Genomic DNA, 16,711 nt, shown 5'->3' with positions numbered 1-16,711 from the left:
CATTTAAAGGAGGAAATGAATGCAATCAATCGACCTTAATAGTGATTTAGGCGAAAGTTTTGGCCGTTATTCTTTGGGAAACGACGATCAAATCATCAAACTAGTTTCTTCTGTCAATGTTGCCTGCGGTTTTCATGCTGGTGATCCAGATGTGATGGCCCAAACCGTTGCAAAAGCGCAAGCGTCCGGGACCGCAATTGGAGCTCATCCTTCTTATCCGGACCCTCAGGGATTTGGCCGTCGTTTTATGGCAATGACACCCGATGAAGTCAAACATCTTGTGATTTATCAGATTGGTGCTTTAAAGGCTTTTACAAAAAATGGCCATCTACACCATATCAAACCGCACGGTGCTTTATATAATTGCGCTGCCAAAGATCACGAGCTGGCTTTAGCAATTTGCCAAGGCATCCAAGCGGTTGATCCTAGGCTGCCGATTTATGGTTTGGCTGGCAGCCAATTGATTAAAGCAGCACAAGAAATCGGCCTGCCTTATGCCCAAGAAGCATTCGCCGACCGCAATTATGAAGCGGATGGCAGTCTTGTAGCGAGAAGCCACGAAAATGCCGTGATTACAGATCCAGACTTGATTGCAAAACGTGTTTTAAAACTGATTCAAACACAGTCGCTTCAAACGATTGACGGCAGTATCTTAAATTTAAAGGCCGACTCAATCTGTGTGCACGGCGACAATAAAGCCGCTCTGGAAATCGTGGAGAAAATCCGGAGCGTTTTATCTGAAGCAAATATTCAAATTAAATCTTTTTAAATTTTTTTGTGAAAGAAGAGCATAAATGGCAGATAAAGAGGAAACAGGGACGGTCAAAGTGAGTGCTGACCAGCCCCAAACTATGAAACATTCAGCAAGATCAATCGCGATGGGCGCCGCTTTCTTAATGGCGATGGCGGCTGTCGGACCAGGATTTTTGACGCAAACGGCCACTTTTACGGGTCAGATGGGTGCTAATTTCGGATTCGCGATTTTGGTCTGTATTATCGTCGATATTATTGTTCAGATGAATATCTGGCGCATTATCGTCGTCAGCGGCAAGCGTGCCCAAGTGATCGCAAACGAAGTCCTGCCCGGACTGGGTTACCTTTTATCATTTCTCGTTGCACTGGGCGGTCTGTTTTTTAATATTGGCAATATCGGTGGTGCTGGACTAGGACTAAATGTTTTATTCGGTATTTCACCGGAAAACGGCGCCGTGATTGCGGCTGCTGTGGCGATCGGTATTTTCGTTGTTAAAAACGCACTGACCGTTATGGATCGCACGGTGCAATTATTGGCTGTCGTTAAAATTGGCATCTTGATATATATCATTTCTGTTATGGCAGTCCCGTATCAATCAGCAATTCAGCACACTTTTGTTCCGACACAGTTGAGTTTTTACGCGATTGTCACAATCGTCGGCGGCACAGTCGGCGGTTATATTTCATTTGCTGGCGGCCATCGTCTGCTTGAAGGCGGGCTCAAGGGCAAGGAAAACATTAAATACGTCAATGAAGGCGCCTTGACTGGTATCGGCATTGCCTCGGTGATCCGTGTTATGCTCTTTTTGGCAGGCTTGTCTGTTGTTGTTTTAGGCGACAAACTGGATCCGACCAATCCAGCTGCTTCAATTTTCAGATACGCGGCCGGTAATTTTGGTTATCGTTTCTTCGGACTACTGCTTCTGGCAGCTGGCATGACCTCGACATTGGGTTCAACTTTTACGTCCACCTCATTTCTGGATTATGCCGTCAGCAGCAAAGGGCAAAGCAAGTACAATCAATATCGCAAATGGATCATCATTGGCTTTATTGTCGTTTCTACGGCGATCTTCTACTTTATCGGCAGCCCGGCACAAGTGCTCGTGGTTGTCGGTACATTAAATGGCTTTATTCTGCCAATTGCTTTGGCGATTTTGCTGTTGGCCTCGACCAAGGAAAAAATTATCGGTGATTATCACCATCCTCGGCTTTTAATTTATACCGGTTGGCTGGTCGTCATTTTTATGGCTTATGCCAGCATCAATACCTTAATCGGATTGTTCTAATTAACTAGTCGAAAAGTGTTCTCAACAGGAACGCTTTTTTTAATGGCATTTTTCAAAAATTGTCATCGCTGTGCGGCTTTTTCGTTACAGTTATAAGTATGGAAGATACAGTTTTAATGGACTGTATCATGGATTTTATGGCAAACGAAAAAAGTAAGACAGAACACGCTATCACAATTAAAGAAGTTGCGCGACTGGCCGGTGTTTCCAGTGCGACAATCTCACGCTATCTGAACGGCAAAATGAACCGTATGTCCAAAGAGACGGCTGATAAAATCGAAAAGATTATTCAGGACACGGGTTTTGTTGCCAATGCCACGGCTCGTCAGCTGAGTACGCATATTAGTCAGCTGGTCGCTGTGGTGGCAGCTGATATTGACGATTATTTTTCGACGGAATTTTTCAAAGGGGCCAGTTCAGTTTTGGAACAGAATGGTCTAACTGCGATTTTGTTTGACTCCAATTCTGATAAGCAAAGGGAACTGACCAATTTAAAAATCATTAATCATCAAGTGTTTGACGGCTTGATTATTCAACCTTTAATCAATAATTACCCCGAGTTAAGAGGCCTGATTCGCAAAGAATTGCGGACAATTATTTTGGATCGTGATTTGCACACGAATGATTGGATCACTGTTGAGACAAACAACAAAGCTGTTTCCCAAAAGACTGCTGCTTATTTTCTGCGTCAGCGGTTTATAAAGTGTGTTGTAATTTCTGAAGCAGTTGCTGGCACATCGACGCGTGAAGACCGTTTGGCCGGAATCCGTAGTATTTACCCTGAGTCCCAGCTGATTGAGATTGATAATTCTCGACCTTTCATGAAAGAAAACGAAAAAAAAGTTCTGGACATAGTTAAAGCTGATCGAGTTGCCAAACACAAAACTCTATTCTTCTTTTTAAAGGAACGTCTCTTATTGGCTTTTTTTCCGACTTTTCTACATCACAATTTGCTTTCAGCACCGGACGTTGCGATTACGGCTTTTTCTGATACCACGATTGTTGAAGGATTATTGCCAGCGTCCAAAATGATTAAACAAAATCCATTTTTGATGGGAGCAACCGCCGCTGAAATTTTATCGAATCAGTTGAAAAACAACGCAACGGAATTTAACACAAAAAAAAATATTGTGATCTCGGCCAAATTGAGGTAAGCGGTTTCCTTTTTGATTTTAAAGTGATACTATTTTTGTTGGAGAAAATAGGTAAGCGGTATCTCTAATTATTATTTAGATTCTAAACCGATTAAATTAAGCTCTCTTAGTAGTTCTATTTTCTTTATGGGGTGAAAAAATGGCGGAAAGAACTTTTATTGATCCAGATAAGTTTGCGTTGAGTTTTAGCAAAACAGTTGCTGAAGGAAATGTTCCAGTCAGCGAATTTGTTGATAAAGCTAAAGAACAACTGCTGGCTTACTTAACAGCATATTATCTGGTTCAAGATTTTGATAAGAATGAATCACAGAATTTTGTAAGCAAAGAAGATAAAAAATTCTCCGATTTGAGTTTTGATGAATTATTGACGAGAATAGCTCAATTGAATAAATACTAAGGAGAGAAAATGACAACATTTTTAAATACGTTGATTTTTGTGAAGCGGATTCAAGCCGGGCAGAGCCAGCTGGACTTGTTGGATGACGTGAAAGCACTGGGCGCTGATGGTGTCGAAGTGCGGTATGAGTATTTCAAGGATATCAATCGAGAGGCAGCAGCCATTAAAGAAAAGGCTGCAGCACTAGGCCTGCAGGTGAGTTTAAGCATTCCTGATGAATTGTTTGAAGAAGATGGTTCTGTGAATCCTAAATTGCCGGCTTATTATGCTGAAAGTCTTAGCCTAGGTGCAAAACGTGCCAAATTCAATACGGGTAATTTTGCGGCTTTTTCCGGAGATTTAAAAGCAGCTTTTGCGAATATTCCGACTGCATTAAAAGTTGATGTTGAAAACGATCAAACAGCTGTTTCCGGACATATTGACAAATTTCTGCCTTTTTTGATTGCTGCTAAAGATGCCGGTTTGTCGATTGGTTATGTCTATGATTTGGGAAACTGGGCATATACGCAAGGGGATGCCATTGAAAACGCGAAAAAATTAGCTGCTTTCACTGATTACATTCACTTTAAAAATGTCAAAGAAACAAATGGCCAATTAATTACGACCGAAGATTTAAATGATGGCCAGTTTGATTGGCAAGCCATCATGGCACTGCTGCCTAAAGATGCTGATCAGGCTTTGGAGTTCCCAATGCCTGATAATCAGCGGATCGCAAAAGAATTAGCTATCTTGCGGGGTGCACAGCAGTCATGAATACGTTAATTGTCAGTTTATTATTAGTCACTTTTGTCGGTTTTATTATCTATATTTTCAAAGGCGGTAACCTGATGCTGGGATTTTTCATCATGGCGCTTTTATGGACTGTGATTGGTGGAATATCCTATCAGAAAGCGATAGTGAACGTTTTTGCAACACCGGTAGCTAATTATGGTTCGACAATTGTCTACATTATTTTCGGTTCCTGGTTCGGGCAGGTACTCGTTGAATCTGGTATAGCACCAGCCATATCTCACGCAACTGGTCGTTTTGGCAAAAAGAGACCGCTTATAACAGCTATTCTAGTTGTTCTGGTGACGGCTTTGATTTTTTCTAGTGCTTATGGCGTTGGTTCCGTGATTGCGATTGGTGTTATCTTATTACCTGTCTTGTTGTCTGTAGGTGTTCCACGTCCAATTGCATTAACAGCTTTTGCATTGGCAATCGGTGCACCAATGTATATTAATGTTGTGCTTTTTAACCAGATGAAAGCCTTCTTCCCTAAGGCCATCTATGGCGGAAAGTATTTAATTTTTGGCATTTGTGCTACCTTGGTCCAGCTGTTAGCGGTGATTATCTTTTTGGCTATTCATGCACATAAATTTGATCCAAACAAGGCGTCGGCAAATTTGCAGGAAGTGGGTGCGACAGATCAACAAGTAGAAATACCCAAAATACCACTTATTGCTTGGATTATTCCTGTTGTTCCAGTAGCAATGAATATCATCTTTAAATGGGATGCGATTCCTTCTTTGGTGGTCGCTTCGATTTTAGCCATGCTTTTGACAGGAAAAATGCGCGGCTATAAAAAGATGATGTCTTTTATCAATGACACGATTCAAAAAGGTATTGGTAATATTGCCGGCCTGATTATGTTTCTGCTAATTTTGACGATGTTTTCCGGTGCTGCTAGTTTGAATGCTGAAAGATTCCAACCTATTTTCAAGGTAATTCTGCCGCATAGTACTCTTGCTATTTGTATTTTGATCGGGATTATTGCTCCCCTGTCTTTGTTTAGAGGACCACTACAAGTGTGGGGCGCTGGTGCAGCAACAGCAGCCGTCTTGTCAGGTATGCATTTATTCCCAGACAGCTTTTTGCTTCCGCTACTTTATACGGCGACTTTGTTTGCTGTCTCGACTGATATCACACAGTCTTGGAACGTCTGGGGCTTGGGCTACATGAAAGTCCAATCAAAAGAGCTGTTGAAATACGGTATTCCGGTCATGTGGATTGTGTCTATTATTAACGAATTTCTAGTCTATCAATTTCTTGGGAGATAAATAAAAATGAGTGAATTTATTACAATTGGTGAGCCATTAACTACTTTTGCTTCTATCGATGCAGATGTTGACCTAGCTCATGCAGAAAATTTTAAAAAAATCGTTGGTGGTGCGGAATTAAATGTTGCGATCGGCGTTTCTCGTCTGGGCCATTCAACTGAATATATTTCAAGAGTTGGGAAAGAACCATTAGGAGAGTTTGTGAAAAATCAGATTGACACAAATAATGTCGGTTCTGACTATATCAGTTTTGATGATCAGTACTGGACAGGCATCCAACTAAAACAAAAAGTTACCAAAGGAGACCCTGCAACCTATAATTTCCGTCGTAATTCGGCTGCAACTCACTTATCTCCCGATATTATTGACCAAGTTGATTTATCTGATGTTAAAATCGCGCATATGTCAGGTATTTTTCCAGCTATTTCAAAAACGGCGCAAAATTCCTTTCGCCGCTTGTTCAAACGGCTAAATGAACAGCATATTTTCACAACTTTTGATCCGAATTTGCGTCCCTCTCTTTGGCCAGACGAGGAGACAATGGTTAAAACAATTAATGAGTTAGCTACTTTTGCCGATGTTGTTTTACCTGGTGATAATGAAGGAGAAGTTTTGATTGGTACTCGAGACCCGGAGACAATCGCGGATTTTTACCTCCAAGCAGAGAAAACCCAAACCGTCATTGTTAAAGTCGGTCCTCAAGGGGCTTACGTTAAAAACAAAGGAAAAGAAGGATACTTTATCAACGGTTTTAAAGCGGCACAAGTTGTCGACACCGTAGGAGCAGGTGATGGTTTTGCTCTAGGCTATATCACTGCTTTGCTAGAAGGCAAATCGCAAAAATCAGCTGTTATGCGTGGCAATGCCGTTGGATGCCTGCAGGTTCAGACGCCTGGCGACAATGATGGCTATCCAACGAAAAAAGAATTAGCTGATTTTTACGCGACACAAGGAGTAGAAGAGACAGATGAAATTACAAGCAGCCATTGATAGAAAATCATTAGCCGAGACGATTACCTTGGCTAAAATCCTTGACCCCGTCGTTGATATCATCGAAATCGGCACATCAGCGATTAAGGATTTTGGTTTTGTAGCTTTAAAAGATTTGAAGTCCCAGTTGCATCACGCACAACTACTTCTTGACATTAAGACCAATGATGAAGGCGATTACGAATTCAAGGCCGGTTTTGACGCAAAGGCCGATATTTTGACGGTCATGGGCGCGATGGATCATGCTACTTTATCTAAGACCTACCAGGTTGCCCAAGACCGAAAAAAAGACATGTTTATTGATTTGATGGCCATGAGCGAGCAGCAAATTGCCCAGATTACTGATTTTCATCAGGCAATTTTCGGCCTGCACCATTCTCATGATTCGAGTCAGAACTTTGCTCCGACGGACTCGGTAGCAGCTTTTCATGAGCAGTTCCCGTCTATCAAACGCGTGGCTGTCGCGGGCGGCATTAACTTAACATCGGCTAAAGCCCTGGCAGCTCAAGGATTAACAGAAATCGTGATTGTCGGCGGCGCTATTGCCGGTTCTGACGATCCATTAGCATCAGCAAAAGAATTTATGGAGGTAATTAAATGACCTTAATTGATCAAGTATTAGATGAAATTAAAACAGTCATGGAAGATGTTGATGAGCAGCAATTAGATGCGGCTGAAAAACTGATTGTGCCCAGCAAGCGAATTTTCGTGCTCGGTGCCGGACGTTCAGGCCTGATGGCTAAAGGCTTCGCTATGCGTTTGATGCATATCGGCTACACGGTCTTTGTGATTGGCGAGACGATTACGCCATCAATTGCGCCGGACGATGTCTTGGTCAGTGTCTCGGGTTCAGGTACGACTAGCAGTATTGTCGAGTTGACGGAAAAAGCGCATAAAAACGGTGTTGCTGTGATTGGCGTGACGAGTAATGCAGCTTCACCGTTGGCAGAAAATTCCGATCAGCTTTTGGTTGTGCCGGGCGCCACCAAGACTGGCGATGGTGTGAAGTCGATCCAGTTATTAAGTACGCTGTTCGATCAGACAACGCACATTACTTTAGATATTCTGACTTTAAAATTGAGCCGTCGTGACCATATCAGTAACGACTCGGCTAAAAATACTCATAGCAATATGGAGTGAATTATTAGAAAGGCCCAAGAGATATGATGCAAAAGATTGAAACACTTAGAAAATTAATGGACAATGGCATCGTTGCTGTTGTCAGAGGAAATTCAGTAGAACAAGCTCAAAAAACCGCTGATGCAGTTGTTAAGGGGGGTATAAAAGCAATTGAGCTGACTTTTACTGTTCCTCACGCCGATAAATTAATTGACAAAGTCTCAGAAAAATATGTTAATGATGCATCGGTTATTATTGGTGCTGGAACAGTTCTTGACTCAATTTCGGCGCGAATTGCAATTCTAGCAGGTGCCCAGTTTATTGTTTCACCTTCTTTTGATAAACAAGTGCTGGAAATTTGTAATCTCTATGCAGTCCCTTATTTGGCGGGTGCCCAATCATTATCGGAAATTCAAAGAGCCTTAGCTGGCGGTGTCGATATTATTAAGCTTTTTCCTGGTGACATAGCGACTCCGAAAATGGTAACAGCTGTCAAAAAAGGTCCCCTTCCTCAAGCTAATTTAATGCCGACTGGTGGAGTGAATATTGACAATATGGCAGAGTGGTTCGAGGCGGGAGTTGTTGCCGTTGGAACTGGGGGCTCTTTAACGAAACCTGCAGAAGAAGGAAACTATGAAGCAGTTACTCAAAATGCCCAAAATTTTTCGGATCGCCTTAATGAAATAAAACATGATTGAAGTTTTGGCAAATATAACAATGAGAACATTTTTATCCATTCACCTAATGAATATATCTTGTTAATCAACTCCTCTCTCATTATTGTTTCATGAGCCTATACCTTAACATTACAAATCTAGAGACAAAAAGGTCTATCAGCTAGGCTTTTTTTGTTTGTTCTATAAACATGTCTCAGAAAAAAAGGACATGTTTATCTATTTGATGGTTATGAATGACCAACAGATTGTTAGGGTCACGGATTTTTATCAAGCGATTTTCAATCTGCATCATTCGCGTGACTCGAGTCAGAGCTTTGCTCCGACAGACTCGTTGACAGTATTTCTCAGCAGACAGCTGCCTATTCGTCAGCAGCAGTTTGACGATTGTATCGTGATTTCTGAAGCAATCGTCGGCACTTCGACACGTGAGGACCGTCTGGCAGGTATCCGAGCCATTTTTCCAAATGCCTCGCTGATAGAAATTGATAATTCACGGCCCTTTATCAAAGAAAACGAAAAGAAAGCACTGGCCATGATCGCAAAAAATCGTGCCGCCAAACGCAAAACACTATTCTTTTTCTTAAAGGAACGTCTCTTGCTAGCTTTTTTCCAACTTTTATGCATCACGATCTGCTCTCTGCCCCAGATATCGCGATCACGGCCTTTTCTGATACGGCGATTGTCAAACGACTTCTGCCTGACTCAAAACTGATCAAACAAGATCCGTTTCTCATGGGCGCGACGGCTGCTGAAATATTAGCCGATCGGATTAAAAATCAGCGGACACCAAATATTTCCTCCAACCGAATCGTGATTCCAGCCAAATTGCAATAATTTTCTGGCATCCTATTTGGCGTATGGCTTCAATTCAATTGACATCGACTTGTCAAACAACTATCAAAATTACGAAAAAGAAGCTCTCTCTGTCAATAATGGTGGGATATCCTCTCACTGATGAGTGTCCCTTGCTTTTTCGTTCGCATTTCTGAGAAAACACTGAGAAATCTAAGCGCAAAGTAATCAGAATGAAACAAAAATGTTACCAACGTGTACACAAACGTTAAGTAAGATGATATTAATGCCTGACAATCGTAGCAAACGTAAATACATATATGGCGTGGATCTAATGCGGCTGCTGTTTATCGTCGGTGTCCTGACCATCCATACTTCGACACAATTCACTTTTAAATTCTCCAGCGGCTCTGCGCCGTTTCTGTTTCTCAGCGCTTTGCACATGCCCATGCATTTTACTCGCATGGGTTTTATGTTCGTCTCAGGCTTGGTCTTATTTCTTAATTCCTATCGCCGCCCGATGCAGCTTTTAAATTTTTGGAAACGACGCTATTTTTGGGTGCTGATTCCTTATTTTTTTTGGAACATTTTTTACCATTTTCTTGCCCACTATCCTGAAAAAATCCTGACTTCAAATTGGTGGTTGCAATATTGGCATCTTCTCATTCATGGTAGCGGTTATTATATGTACTTTTTGCTGATTATGCTGCAGTTGTATATGCTTTACCCCTTGTTAAGGCTGCTCTTGAAAAAGACTGAGGGTAAGCATCTGCAAGTCTTTTTTTATGCCTTTGCCATTGAAATTCTGATTACCGTTTTTACAAAATTTGTCATGCCTCATTTATCGACGAGCAACTGGCCGTATCTGCTGCAAAGTTATGGCATGTTCGTCCTCACGTATGAAGGCTATTTTATTGCTGGTGCTTTGGCGGGTATTCACTATGAAGCCGTCGAAAAGTGGATTGTGGCAAACATTAAAAAGATTTTTATTGCAGCCCTGATCGGCATTCCGGTCATCTTTGCTTATTATTTTTACAACGTGAATCTGCTGCATCTCAGCTACAGCAAGGCTTATGAAGTTCACCAGCCCTTGATTGTCGTGTACGCTTTTATCATTATTGCCAACATCTTTTATGTCGGTCATTTGTACGATCAATTGGTCATCAGCAACAAGCATCCCAAGTTTGTTGCCTTTATTTCCAAGGCACAGAAAATAGCTTTTGGTTTGTATCTGAGCCAGACCGTCGCCTTGACGATTCTGGATTTGATACTGGAACAGGTCACGACCAATTCAGCTTGGCTTTGGCTGATTTGGCCAGTGGCAACACTAGCAGTCATTGCTTTTAGCGGTCTTCTATGCTGGACGATCTATAACACGCCGGTAGCTCATTATGTTATCGGGAGACCATTAAATCAGAGGAATAAATGGAAAAGTACCAGTCACAATTAGTTGAAACAACATTTAAATGGATTGAAGAAAATCCAGAAAAGAAAAAAATCTACGATGCCGATATGAAAATTTGGCTGACTGATGCCCAGTTGCTGAAATCCGTTGAACAGGCACTGGCTACGATGCAGGATGCCGGTCTGGAGACTGGCGATCTGCTCTTATTAGCTTTGCCGAATTCTGCGGCCTATGTGATTGTTTATCTCGCGGCGATGAAGCTTGGCTTGGATATTTATTCGATGAATCCAACCATGCCTAAAAATCGCGCGATCGAGCAATTTAGAAAACGCAATTATAAAGCAGCAGTGCTGACGCCTGATTATGCAGGTTATTTTGCTGAAACGGCTCAAGGCATTTCCGAGAGGCTGCTGACAAAGTTCGGCCCGGACGACACGGAAATTAAATTGACTTTGTGGCAGCACATCGATCCCATCGATAAATTCGATATGATTCCGTCTCATTCAGGCATTCTCATGTACACGTCTGGTACGACCAGCGAGCCTAAGGGTGTCTTGTTGAGTCAGGAACAGATGGCCATAGCCGGTGAAAACATTATTCAAAGCCATTTGCTGACGGCTCAAGACCGGATTTATATCACGCTGCCATTTCATCATATTAATGCGCAGCATATTGGCTTGATTTCGACCTTGATTTCCGGCGGCTCGCTGATTGTTCAAAAACATTTTTCGGCTCATCGTTTCTGGCCGATTGCTGAAGAACAGGCCGCGACTTGGGTAACTGCTGCGCCAGCGATTATTTCAATCCTACTGAATACCGCGATTGATCCGGTACATTTAACGAAGATGCGTTTCATCCGTTCTGCTTCGGCACCATTACCGATTGCAGCCATGGAAAGATTCGAACGGCGTTTTGGCGTCTCGATTTTAAATTCCTATGGTATGACGGAAGCGCCGAGCCAGATTTCCATTGATCCGCTGCCGCCACTGAGGAGTCCGGAAGGGTCATCCGGGAAGCCTTTTAACATTAAAGTACGGATTGCCAATGCTGAATTGACAAAAGATTACTCGACCGGTAAGGACGGTTATATCTGGATTCAGGGGCCGGGGACAATTTCCGCTTACCTGCACGGCCGGGACAAAGATTCCTTTTTAAAGGGCTGGTTTAAGACGGGCGATATGGGCCATTTTGATGCTGACGGTTTCTTATATCTTGTGGGCCGAAGCAAAGAAATGATCAATAAATCCGGTGATAAGATCAGTCCTTATGAAGTGGAGAACGTGATTGACCGCCTTGATTTTATCGGAAGTTCGGCTGTTGTCGGCTATCCGGACGACATTTATGGCGAAACAGTTGCTGCCGTGATCGTTTTGAAGACGCTGGCTGAAGATCGCGACCAGTTGGCCAATTATGCGGATCAAATTCGCAAAATCGTTGCTGAAAACGAAGAAAAGTTCAAAATTCCGAAATATGTTTTCTTTATGACTGAACTGCCGCATGGCGCGACGGGCAAAATTCAACGCACGGCTCTGAAAAAGAAATTGAGCCAAGAAACTGGATTGGAAAAATACTAATGAAAAGGCATCGTGTAAAAAAAATAGTTTACGGTTTGCTGGCAATCTTATGGCTTGTTGTCGCTATAGAAGGTTTTTTCATCATTCAGTCTGAGAATCTGCGGGGCGGCAATCAGCAAAGCGGTAGTGCTGGTGATCGGAAACTGAAGGTGATCAATTTTGGTTACCAGCGTGGGGATGAAGCGGATCTGGTCAGGATTAATGGCCAGTTTGCAAGCGATGCAAGGAAATTAGGTTATCGTATCCGTTGGACTAATTTTCAGGATGGACCGACGATGCTGTCAGCTTTGACTAGCCACCACATTCGTTTTGCCCGTACCGGAAATACGCCGCCAGTCGTCTCGCAGGCAGGTGGTTCGGACATCGTCTATGTAGCGGCGACCGTTTCCAAATATCGTGCCTCGATGATTCTGGTCCCGAAAGATTCGACCATCAGCAATCTCAGTGATTTGCGCGGTAAACGGATTGCCTACGGCTTTGGTACAGCTTCGACTTATTTATTGTTAAAAGCACTGCAGAGTGCTGATTTAACACTGAGTGATGTCAATGCCGTGAACCTGAATCAATCTGCAGCTGGTACTGCTTTCAAGACCGGGCGGGTCGATGCTTGGGTCACTTGGGATCCCTTTTCTGCCGCCGCTCAGGTTGAAGATGATGCCCAAGTTCTAGCTAATGCTAAGGGCCTCTCAGGCGACCATAATTTCTTCACCTCGACTCGTTCTTGGGCAAACAAGCATAAAGATCTGCTGCGTTTATTGAATCGCGATGCTCAGACTACGATGACTTGGGCAAACAATAATCACGCACTGCTGATTCGGCAGTTTACAAAGGATCTTGGCTTAAGCCAGCGTGTTGCTCGCCTACAGGTCGGCCGTCGGACTTATGGCATGTCTAATTTGACAGATCCGGCTATTGTTAATGAACAGCAAGATATCGCTGATCTGCTTTATAAAAATAAGATGATCGATCGCCGTGTTCGGGTGAAAAATGCCTTTATCGATCTGGGGAGTGACTGATGAAAAAAACATTTTTGAAAATAATTCCCTACAGCTTACCGGTCTTGATTATTGTTCTTTGGCAAGTTTCATCCATGGTCGGTATTTTGCGAGATAATGTTCTTCCCAGTCCGCTGCAGGTGATTCAGCAGGCAATCACTTTGTGGAATAACGGCCGTCTGCCGCGTAATATCGCCGTGTCGCTGTATCGTGCGACTGCCGGCCTGCTGTTAGGCGGATCGATCGGATTTATCTTCGGCCTGGCAAACGGTTTGTCAAAAGTTTCCCGCTCAGTGTTTGATTCTTCGATTCAGATGATTCGAAACATTCCCCATCTAGCTTTAGTACCACTTTTCATTTTGTGGTTCGGCATCGGCGAACCGGCCAAAATCCTGTTGGTATCGTTGGGTGTCATGTTTCCCATTTATATCAACACTTATTCCGGCATCAAAGATGTCGATCCGGAATTAATCGAGATGGGCCGCGTTTACCAGTTTTCCAAATGGCAGATGTTCAAAGATATTATCGTGCCGGCTGCTTTGCCAAACATTCTCGTCGGCCTGCGATTTGCTTTAGGCGTTATGTGGACGACTTTGATCGTGTCCGAACAGATTAATGCGCGTTCCGGACTCGGCTACATGGCCATGGACGCCCAGCAGTTTGCCAATACTCGGACGATTATTCTTGTCGTGATCATTTATGCACTGCTCGGCAAGCTGTCTGATTCGATCGCTAAATTCCTCGAAGACGAACTGCTCTCATGGCGTGAAAGGAGAGTGGCTGCCTGATGACGAATTTAATCGAAATCAAAGACTTGACCAAGACTTACAGCAGCAAGACGGTTGTCGAGAAGGTCAATCTGGCTTTTCCGACTGGATCATTTACAGCGATTGTCGGTGAATCCGGCGGTGGGAAAACGACTTTGCTGCGCATGATTTCCGGTTTGGAATCGGCGACAAGTGGTCAAGTCACAGAGCATGGCAACGTGTTGGAAACCGTGTCCAAGACGACCCGGATTATGTTTCAAAACGGCCGTCTGCTGCCTTGGAAGAACGTCCTGAATAATATTCTGCTGGGTTCACAAAATAGTACCAAAGAACGTGCTCTGGATTTGTTGGATGCCGTAGGATTAAAAGATAAGGCTGATGTTTTTCCAGTCAGCCTATCTGGTGGTGAACGGCAGCGTGTTGCCTTAGCCAGAGCCTTAATCTCTCAACCAGAACTGCTGCTATTGGATGAACCACTTGGTGCTTTGGACGCGCTAACCAGGCTGAATATGCAGAAACTGATTGAAAGTATCTGGAAAAAGTATGGCTTTACCGCAATTTTAGTCACACATGATGTCGAAGAAGCTGTCCGTCTGGCAGATCGCGTGGTCATTGTGCACGATCATCAAGTCAGTCAGCCAATTGATCTAACCGATTTACCACGTCCGCGGAAACTAAATGACAGTGCCTTACAGAAAAATGTTGAATTGATCTTAGATCAGATTATGCAGCAATAAGCTGATTCATCATGTCAAAGTATTAAAAAAGACAAGCTATTATTGCTTGTCTTTTTTGCGATCCGTCCACAAGGCGACAGGAGATAGACACAGAATAATCAAGGCACTTAATAGATAAGTTTGACTAAAAGCCTGACTGATTTTGTCGTTTTTTGTCTGTTTGACTTGATTCAAAACTGATTTCAAGGCTTCTTTTTGTGCTAACAACTTAATTCCGGTCAGCAGTTTTGCCTGACCTTGGACAATTTTTAGATTGCCTTGCGTCAGCCCTTGAGAAAGGACAGCTGCCTGTGCCAGGACTGGATTCCCCGATCCAGTTGCCGCTAAACTTTTCGTTAATTGCAGACTGCCCTGTTCGATAAGCTTATGCGCGTGGTTGATTTGTGATTCAGCTTGATAAAGGCGATGCAAATCAGAGTTTTTTGCAGGTTCAGGCAGCTGTTCCTGGGACTTAGCAGCAGCTGTCAGAGCAAGCCGTAATTGTTTCTGTGCTTTGCTGCCGGCTAGTTTTGCTGAATTGGAGCTGGCAAACATTTTTTTCAATTCCTTGTGAGCTGTTGTCTTAACTCGCGGAGAAAGCTGTTGCTGGTTCACAATGTGATCGGCACGACGATGGACTTGCGTTTTAGCGCCATTGATATTAGTATCTAAAGCCGTCACAAGAATGGCGGCTCCAAGACAAGTACCAATTTGGCGTGCAGCATTCACGATGCCGGATCCAATGCCGTTTTTATTTTCGGGCAGATGTTTGACGGAAGCCACTAAAGAGACAGAAGAAAAGCCAAAGCCGACGCCGTTGATAATTAAAAACACAACCATGACTGCTCTGGGTGTCGTTGTCTTAATAAATGATAAACACAGAAGACTAGCAGCTGTGATCAGCAATCCCAAGAAAGTGACTGGCACAGCGCCGACCCGATTGAATAATTTGGTTCCTAGCGGCATTGCCACTGTGATGGTTAAAGAGACGGGGATGATAATTAAGGCCGCGCTAAGTGCTGAATAGTTTAAAACATTTTGTAGAAAATAATTCAAGATCAGAAGCGGGCTGACTAAGGCAAAACCGGTTAAAAAATAAACAAAGCTGGAAGCACTGAGCGTTTTTTCGCGAAACAAATCCAATTCCAAAAGGGGATTGGTGACTTTCTTTTCAATCAGCACAAATAAGATAATTGCCGCGAGACCGCCGAATAAGGATCCTAAAATCAGACTTGAATGCCAGCCATATTCGCGGCCTTCTAACAGTCCGAAGGTGATCCCTGCTAATCCTAAAGTGATAAAGATGGTGCCAAGGATATCGATTTTCCCAGCCAGACTTTCATCGTAGGATTCTTTGATCCAAATCATCACGATTACAAAGGAAATCAGCGTCAGCGGCACGTTAATGCCAAAAATCCAGCGCCAGGAAGCATTTTGAAGAATAATGCCGCCAATTGGCGGTCCACCAGCTGCAGCTAAGGCTGTGATGGCCCCGACAACGCTGGCAACTTTTGACATGTTTTCTTGACCAAAGACTACGACCATCATGGGTAGGACGATTGGTGTAATGATGGCGCCGCCAATTCCTTGAAAAAAACGGAAAATAATCAGTTCCGTTAAGGAATTAGCCATCATACAAGCAGCAGAAAATCCACCAAACAAAAGGAGACCCAGCAGCATAATTTTTTTACGCCCATAACGATCGGCTATTTTCGAAGTCGTGATCATAAAGACTGCCAAGGCTAAGGTATAAATCGTCGTGACCCAGCTTGTATTAGCTAGGCTGGCATTAAAATGCGTCATAATTTTTGGTAGGGCAATGTTAACAATTGTACTATCCAAGGTACCCATGAACATGGCAATCGTCAAGCCAATAAAACTAAGACTCTTAACAAATTTTGACATTGAAATAGTTCTCTCTTTCCGGTAACGAATGAGTATATAAGAAACATTTGTTACCATTTAACGCTTTTTTTAGTATAATCAAAGCAGGCAAGCCAAGCAACGAATTTTCGTCAAGTGAGTCAGATTGCCTGGATATGTTACC

17 protein-coding genes are annotated in these 16,711 nt (G+C 43.1%); 16 read left to right on the top strand and 1 reads right to left on the bottom strand.

Going from position 1 to position 16,711, the window contains the following annotated elements:
• The first annotated feature begins 19 nt into the window (after nucleotides 1-19).
• The 16 genes from NRF22_RS02585 (at nucleotide 20) to NRF22_RS02510 (ending at nucleotide 14,685) form a co-directional block, all read left to right on the top strand.
• Complete coding sequence (locus NRF22_RS02585; RefSeq protein WP_263779109.1) at nucleotides 20-769, top strand: LamB/YcsF family protein; 750 nt, start codon at nucleotides 20-22, stop codon at nucleotides 767-769.
• Nucleotides 770-794: 25 nt separating this feature from the next.
• Entirely contained in the window at nucleotides 795-2,039 is a 1,245-nt protein-coding gene (locus NRF22_RS02580; protein ID WP_412178709.1) for an NRAMP family divalent metal transporter, read from the top strand.
• Between the two features lie 137 nt (nucleotides 2,040-2,176).
• Nucleotides 2,177-3,193 carry a LacI family DNA-binding transcriptional regulator gene (locus tag NRF22_RS02575; protein WP_263779107.1) on the top strand — a complete coding sequence of 339 codons (1,017 nt, stop codon included), beginning with the start codon at nucleotides 2,177-2,179 and terminating at the stop codon, nucleotides 3,191-3,193.
• A gap of 139 nt (nucleotides 3,194-3,332) precedes the next feature.
• Complete coding sequence (locus NRF22_RS02570; protein WP_263779106.1) at nucleotides 3,333-3,590, top strand: hypothetical protein; 258 nt, start codon at nucleotides 3,333-3,335, stop codon at nucleotides 3,588-3,590.
• 9 nt (nucleotides 3,591-3,599) lie between these two features.
• A complete protein-coding gene (locus NRF22_RS02565) occupies nucleotides 3,600-4,343 on the top strand; it encodes a sugar phosphate isomerase/epimerase family protein (RefSeq protein WP_263779105.1) in 744 nt (247 codons plus the stop codon).
• Complete coding sequence (locus NRF22_RS02560) at nucleotides 4,340-5,629, top strand: gluconate:proton symporter (protein WP_263779104.1); 1,290 nt, start codon at nucleotides 4,340-4,342, stop codon at nucleotides 5,627-5,629. Before NRF22_RS02565 ends, NRF22_RS02560 begins: the two co-directional genes overlap by 4 nt.
• Nucleotides 5,630-5,635: 6 nt before the next feature.
• Nucleotides 5,636-6,619 carry a sugar kinase gene (locus NRF22_RS02555; RefSeq protein WP_263779103.1) on the top strand — a complete coding sequence of 328 codons (984 nt, stop codon included), beginning with the start codon at nucleotides 5,636-5,638 and terminating at the stop codon, nucleotides 6,617-6,619.
• The gene (locus NRF22_RS02550) at nucleotides 6,597-7,220 is read left to right on the top strand and encodes an orotidine 5'-phosphate decarboxylase / HUMPS family protein (protein WP_263779102.1); all 624 of its coding nucleotides are present in this window, start codon (nucleotides 6,597-6,599) and stop codon (nucleotides 7,218-7,220) included. Before NRF22_RS02555 ends, NRF22_RS02550 begins: the two co-directional genes overlap by 23 nt.
• Nucleotides 7,217-7,759 carry a 6-phospho-3-hexuloisomerase gene (gene hxlB / locus NRF22_RS02545; protein ID WP_263779101.1) on the top strand — a complete coding sequence of 181 codons (543 nt, stop codon included), beginning with the start codon at nucleotides 7,217-7,219 and terminating at the stop codon, nucleotides 7,757-7,759. Before NRF22_RS02550 ends, hxlB begins: the two co-directional genes overlap by 4 nt.
• A gap of 26 nt (nucleotides 7,760-7,785) precedes the next feature.
• Nucleotides 7,786-8,436, top strand: coding sequence for a bifunctional 2-keto-4-hydroxyglutarate aldolase/2-keto-3-deoxy-6-phosphogluconate aldolase (locus NRF22_RS02540; RefSeq protein ID WP_263779100.1), 651 nt, complete (start codon nucleotides 7,786-7,788; stop codon nucleotides 8,434-8,436).
• Between the two features lie 154 nt (nucleotides 8,437-8,590).
• Entirely contained in the window at nucleotides 8,591-9,127 is a 537-nt protein-coding gene (locus NRF22_RS02535; protein WP_263779099.1) for a hypothetical protein, read from the top strand.
• A gap of 366 nt (nucleotides 9,128-9,493) precedes the next feature.
• A complete protein-coding gene (locus NRF22_RS02530) occupies nucleotides 9,494-10,657 on the top strand; it encodes an acyltransferase family protein (RefSeq protein WP_263779098.1) in 1,164 nt (387 codons plus the stop codon).
• Entirely contained in the window at nucleotides 10,633-12,186 is a 1,554-nt protein-coding gene (locus tag NRF22_RS02525; RefSeq protein WP_263779097.1) for an AMP-binding protein, read from the top strand. Before NRF22_RS02530 ends, NRF22_RS02525 begins: the two co-directional genes overlap by 25 nt.
• Nucleotides 12,186-13,202, top strand: coding sequence for an aliphatic sulfonate ABC transporter substrate-binding protein (locus NRF22_RS02520; RefSeq protein WP_263779095.1), 1,017 nt, complete (start codon nucleotides 12,186-12,188; stop codon nucleotides 13,200-13,202). The genes NRF22_RS02525 and NRF22_RS02520 overlap by 1 nt, the downstream gene beginning before the upstream one ends.
• Nucleotides 13,202-13,969 carry an ABC transporter permease subunit gene (locus tag NRF22_RS02515; RefSeq protein ID WP_007746179.1) on the top strand — a complete coding sequence of 256 codons (768 nt, stop codon included), beginning with the start codon at nucleotides 13,202-13,204 and terminating at the stop codon, nucleotides 13,967-13,969. Before NRF22_RS02520 ends, NRF22_RS02515 begins: the two co-directional genes overlap by 1 nt.
• Nucleotides 13,969-14,685 (top strand): ATP-binding cassette domain-containing protein, encoded by a 717-nt coding sequence (locus NRF22_RS02510; protein WP_263779094.1) that lies wholly within the window; start codon nucleotides 13,969-13,971, stop codon nucleotides 14,683-14,685. The genes NRF22_RS02515 and NRF22_RS02510 overlap by 1 nt, the downstream gene beginning before the upstream one ends.
• Before the next feature lie 39 nt (nucleotides 14,686-14,724).
• On the opposite strand, the gene NRF22_RS02505 is transcribed toward NRF22_RS02510, so the two are convergent.
• Entirely contained in the window at nucleotides 14,725-16,569 is a 1,845-nt protein-coding gene (locus NRF22_RS02505) for an MFS transporter (protein ID WP_263779093.1), read from the bottom strand.
• Nucleotides 16,570-16,711 lie beyond the last annotated feature (142 nt).

It is taken from the genome of Oenococcus kitaharae (assembly GCF_025758695.1).
GTDB lineage: Bacteria > Bacillota > Bacilli > Lactobacillales > Lactobacillaceae > Oenococcus > Oenococcus kitaharae_A.
This window is presented reverse-complemented; position numbering and strand designations above follow the sequence as displayed.

Bases quoted from the DNA above. Each gene is read 5' to 3' on its own strand.
- NRF22_RS02525 (WP_263779097.1), top strand. From the start codon at position 10,633: ATGGAAAAGTACCAGTCACAATTAGTTGAAACAACATTTAAATGGATT.
- NRF22_RS02555 (WP_263779103.1), top strand. From the start codon at position 5,636: ATGAGTGAATTTATTACAATTGGTGAGCCATTAACTACTTTTGCTTCT.
- NRF22_RS02550 (WP_263779102.1), top strand. From the start codon at position 6,597: ATGAAATTACAAGCAGCCATTGATAGAAAATCATTAGCCGAGACGATT.
- NRF22_RS02575 (WP_263779107.1), top strand. From the start codon at position 2,177: ATGGCAAACGAAAAAAGTAAGACAGAACACGCTATCACAATTAAAGAA.
- NRF22_RS02570 (WP_263779106.1), top strand. From the start codon at position 3,333: ATGGCGGAAAGAACTTTTATTGATCCAGATAAGTTTGCGTTGAGTTTT.
- NRF22_RS02510 (WP_263779094.1), top strand. From the start codon at position 13,969: ATGACGAATTTAATCGAAATCAAAGACTTGACCAAGACTTACAGCAGC.
- NRF22_RS02560 (WP_263779104.1), top strand. From the start codon at position 4,340: ATGAATACGTTAATTGTCAGTTTATTATTAGTCACTTTTGTCGGTTTT.
- NRF22_RS02580 (WP_412178709.1), top strand. From the start codon at position 795: ATGGCAGATAAAGAGGAAACAGGGACGGTCAAAGTGAGTGCTGACCAG.
- NRF22_RS02565 (WP_263779105.1), top strand. From the start codon at position 3,600: ATGACAACATTTTTAAATACGTTGATTTTTGTGAAGCGGATTCAAGCC.
- hxlB (WP_263779101.1), top strand. From the start codon at position 7,217: ATGACCTTAATTGATCAAGTATTAGATGAAATTAAAACAGTCATGGAA.
- NRF22_RS02530 (WP_263779098.1), top strand. From the start codon at position 9,494: ATGCCTGACAATCGTAGCAAACGTAAATACATATATGGCGTGGATCTA.
- NRF22_RS02520 (WP_263779095.1), top strand. From the start codon at position 12,186: ATGAAAAGGCATCGTGTAAAAAAAATAGTTTACGGTTTGCTGGCAATC.
- NRF22_RS02505 (WP_263779093.1), bottom strand. From the start codon at position 16,569: ATGTCAAAATTTGTTAAGAGTCTTAGTTTTATTGGCTTGACGATTGCC.
- NRF22_RS02585 (WP_263779109.1), top strand. From the start codon at position 20: ATGCAATCAATCGACCTTAATAGTGATTTAGGCGAAAGTTTTGGCCGT.
- NRF22_RS02540 (WP_263779100.1), top strand. From the start codon at position 7,786: ATGCAAAAGATTGAAACACTTAGAAAATTAATGGACAATGGCATCGTT.
- NRF22_RS02515 (WP_007746179.1), top strand. From the start codon at position 13,202: ATGAAAAAAACATTTTTGAAAATAATTCCCTACAGCTTACCGGTCTTG.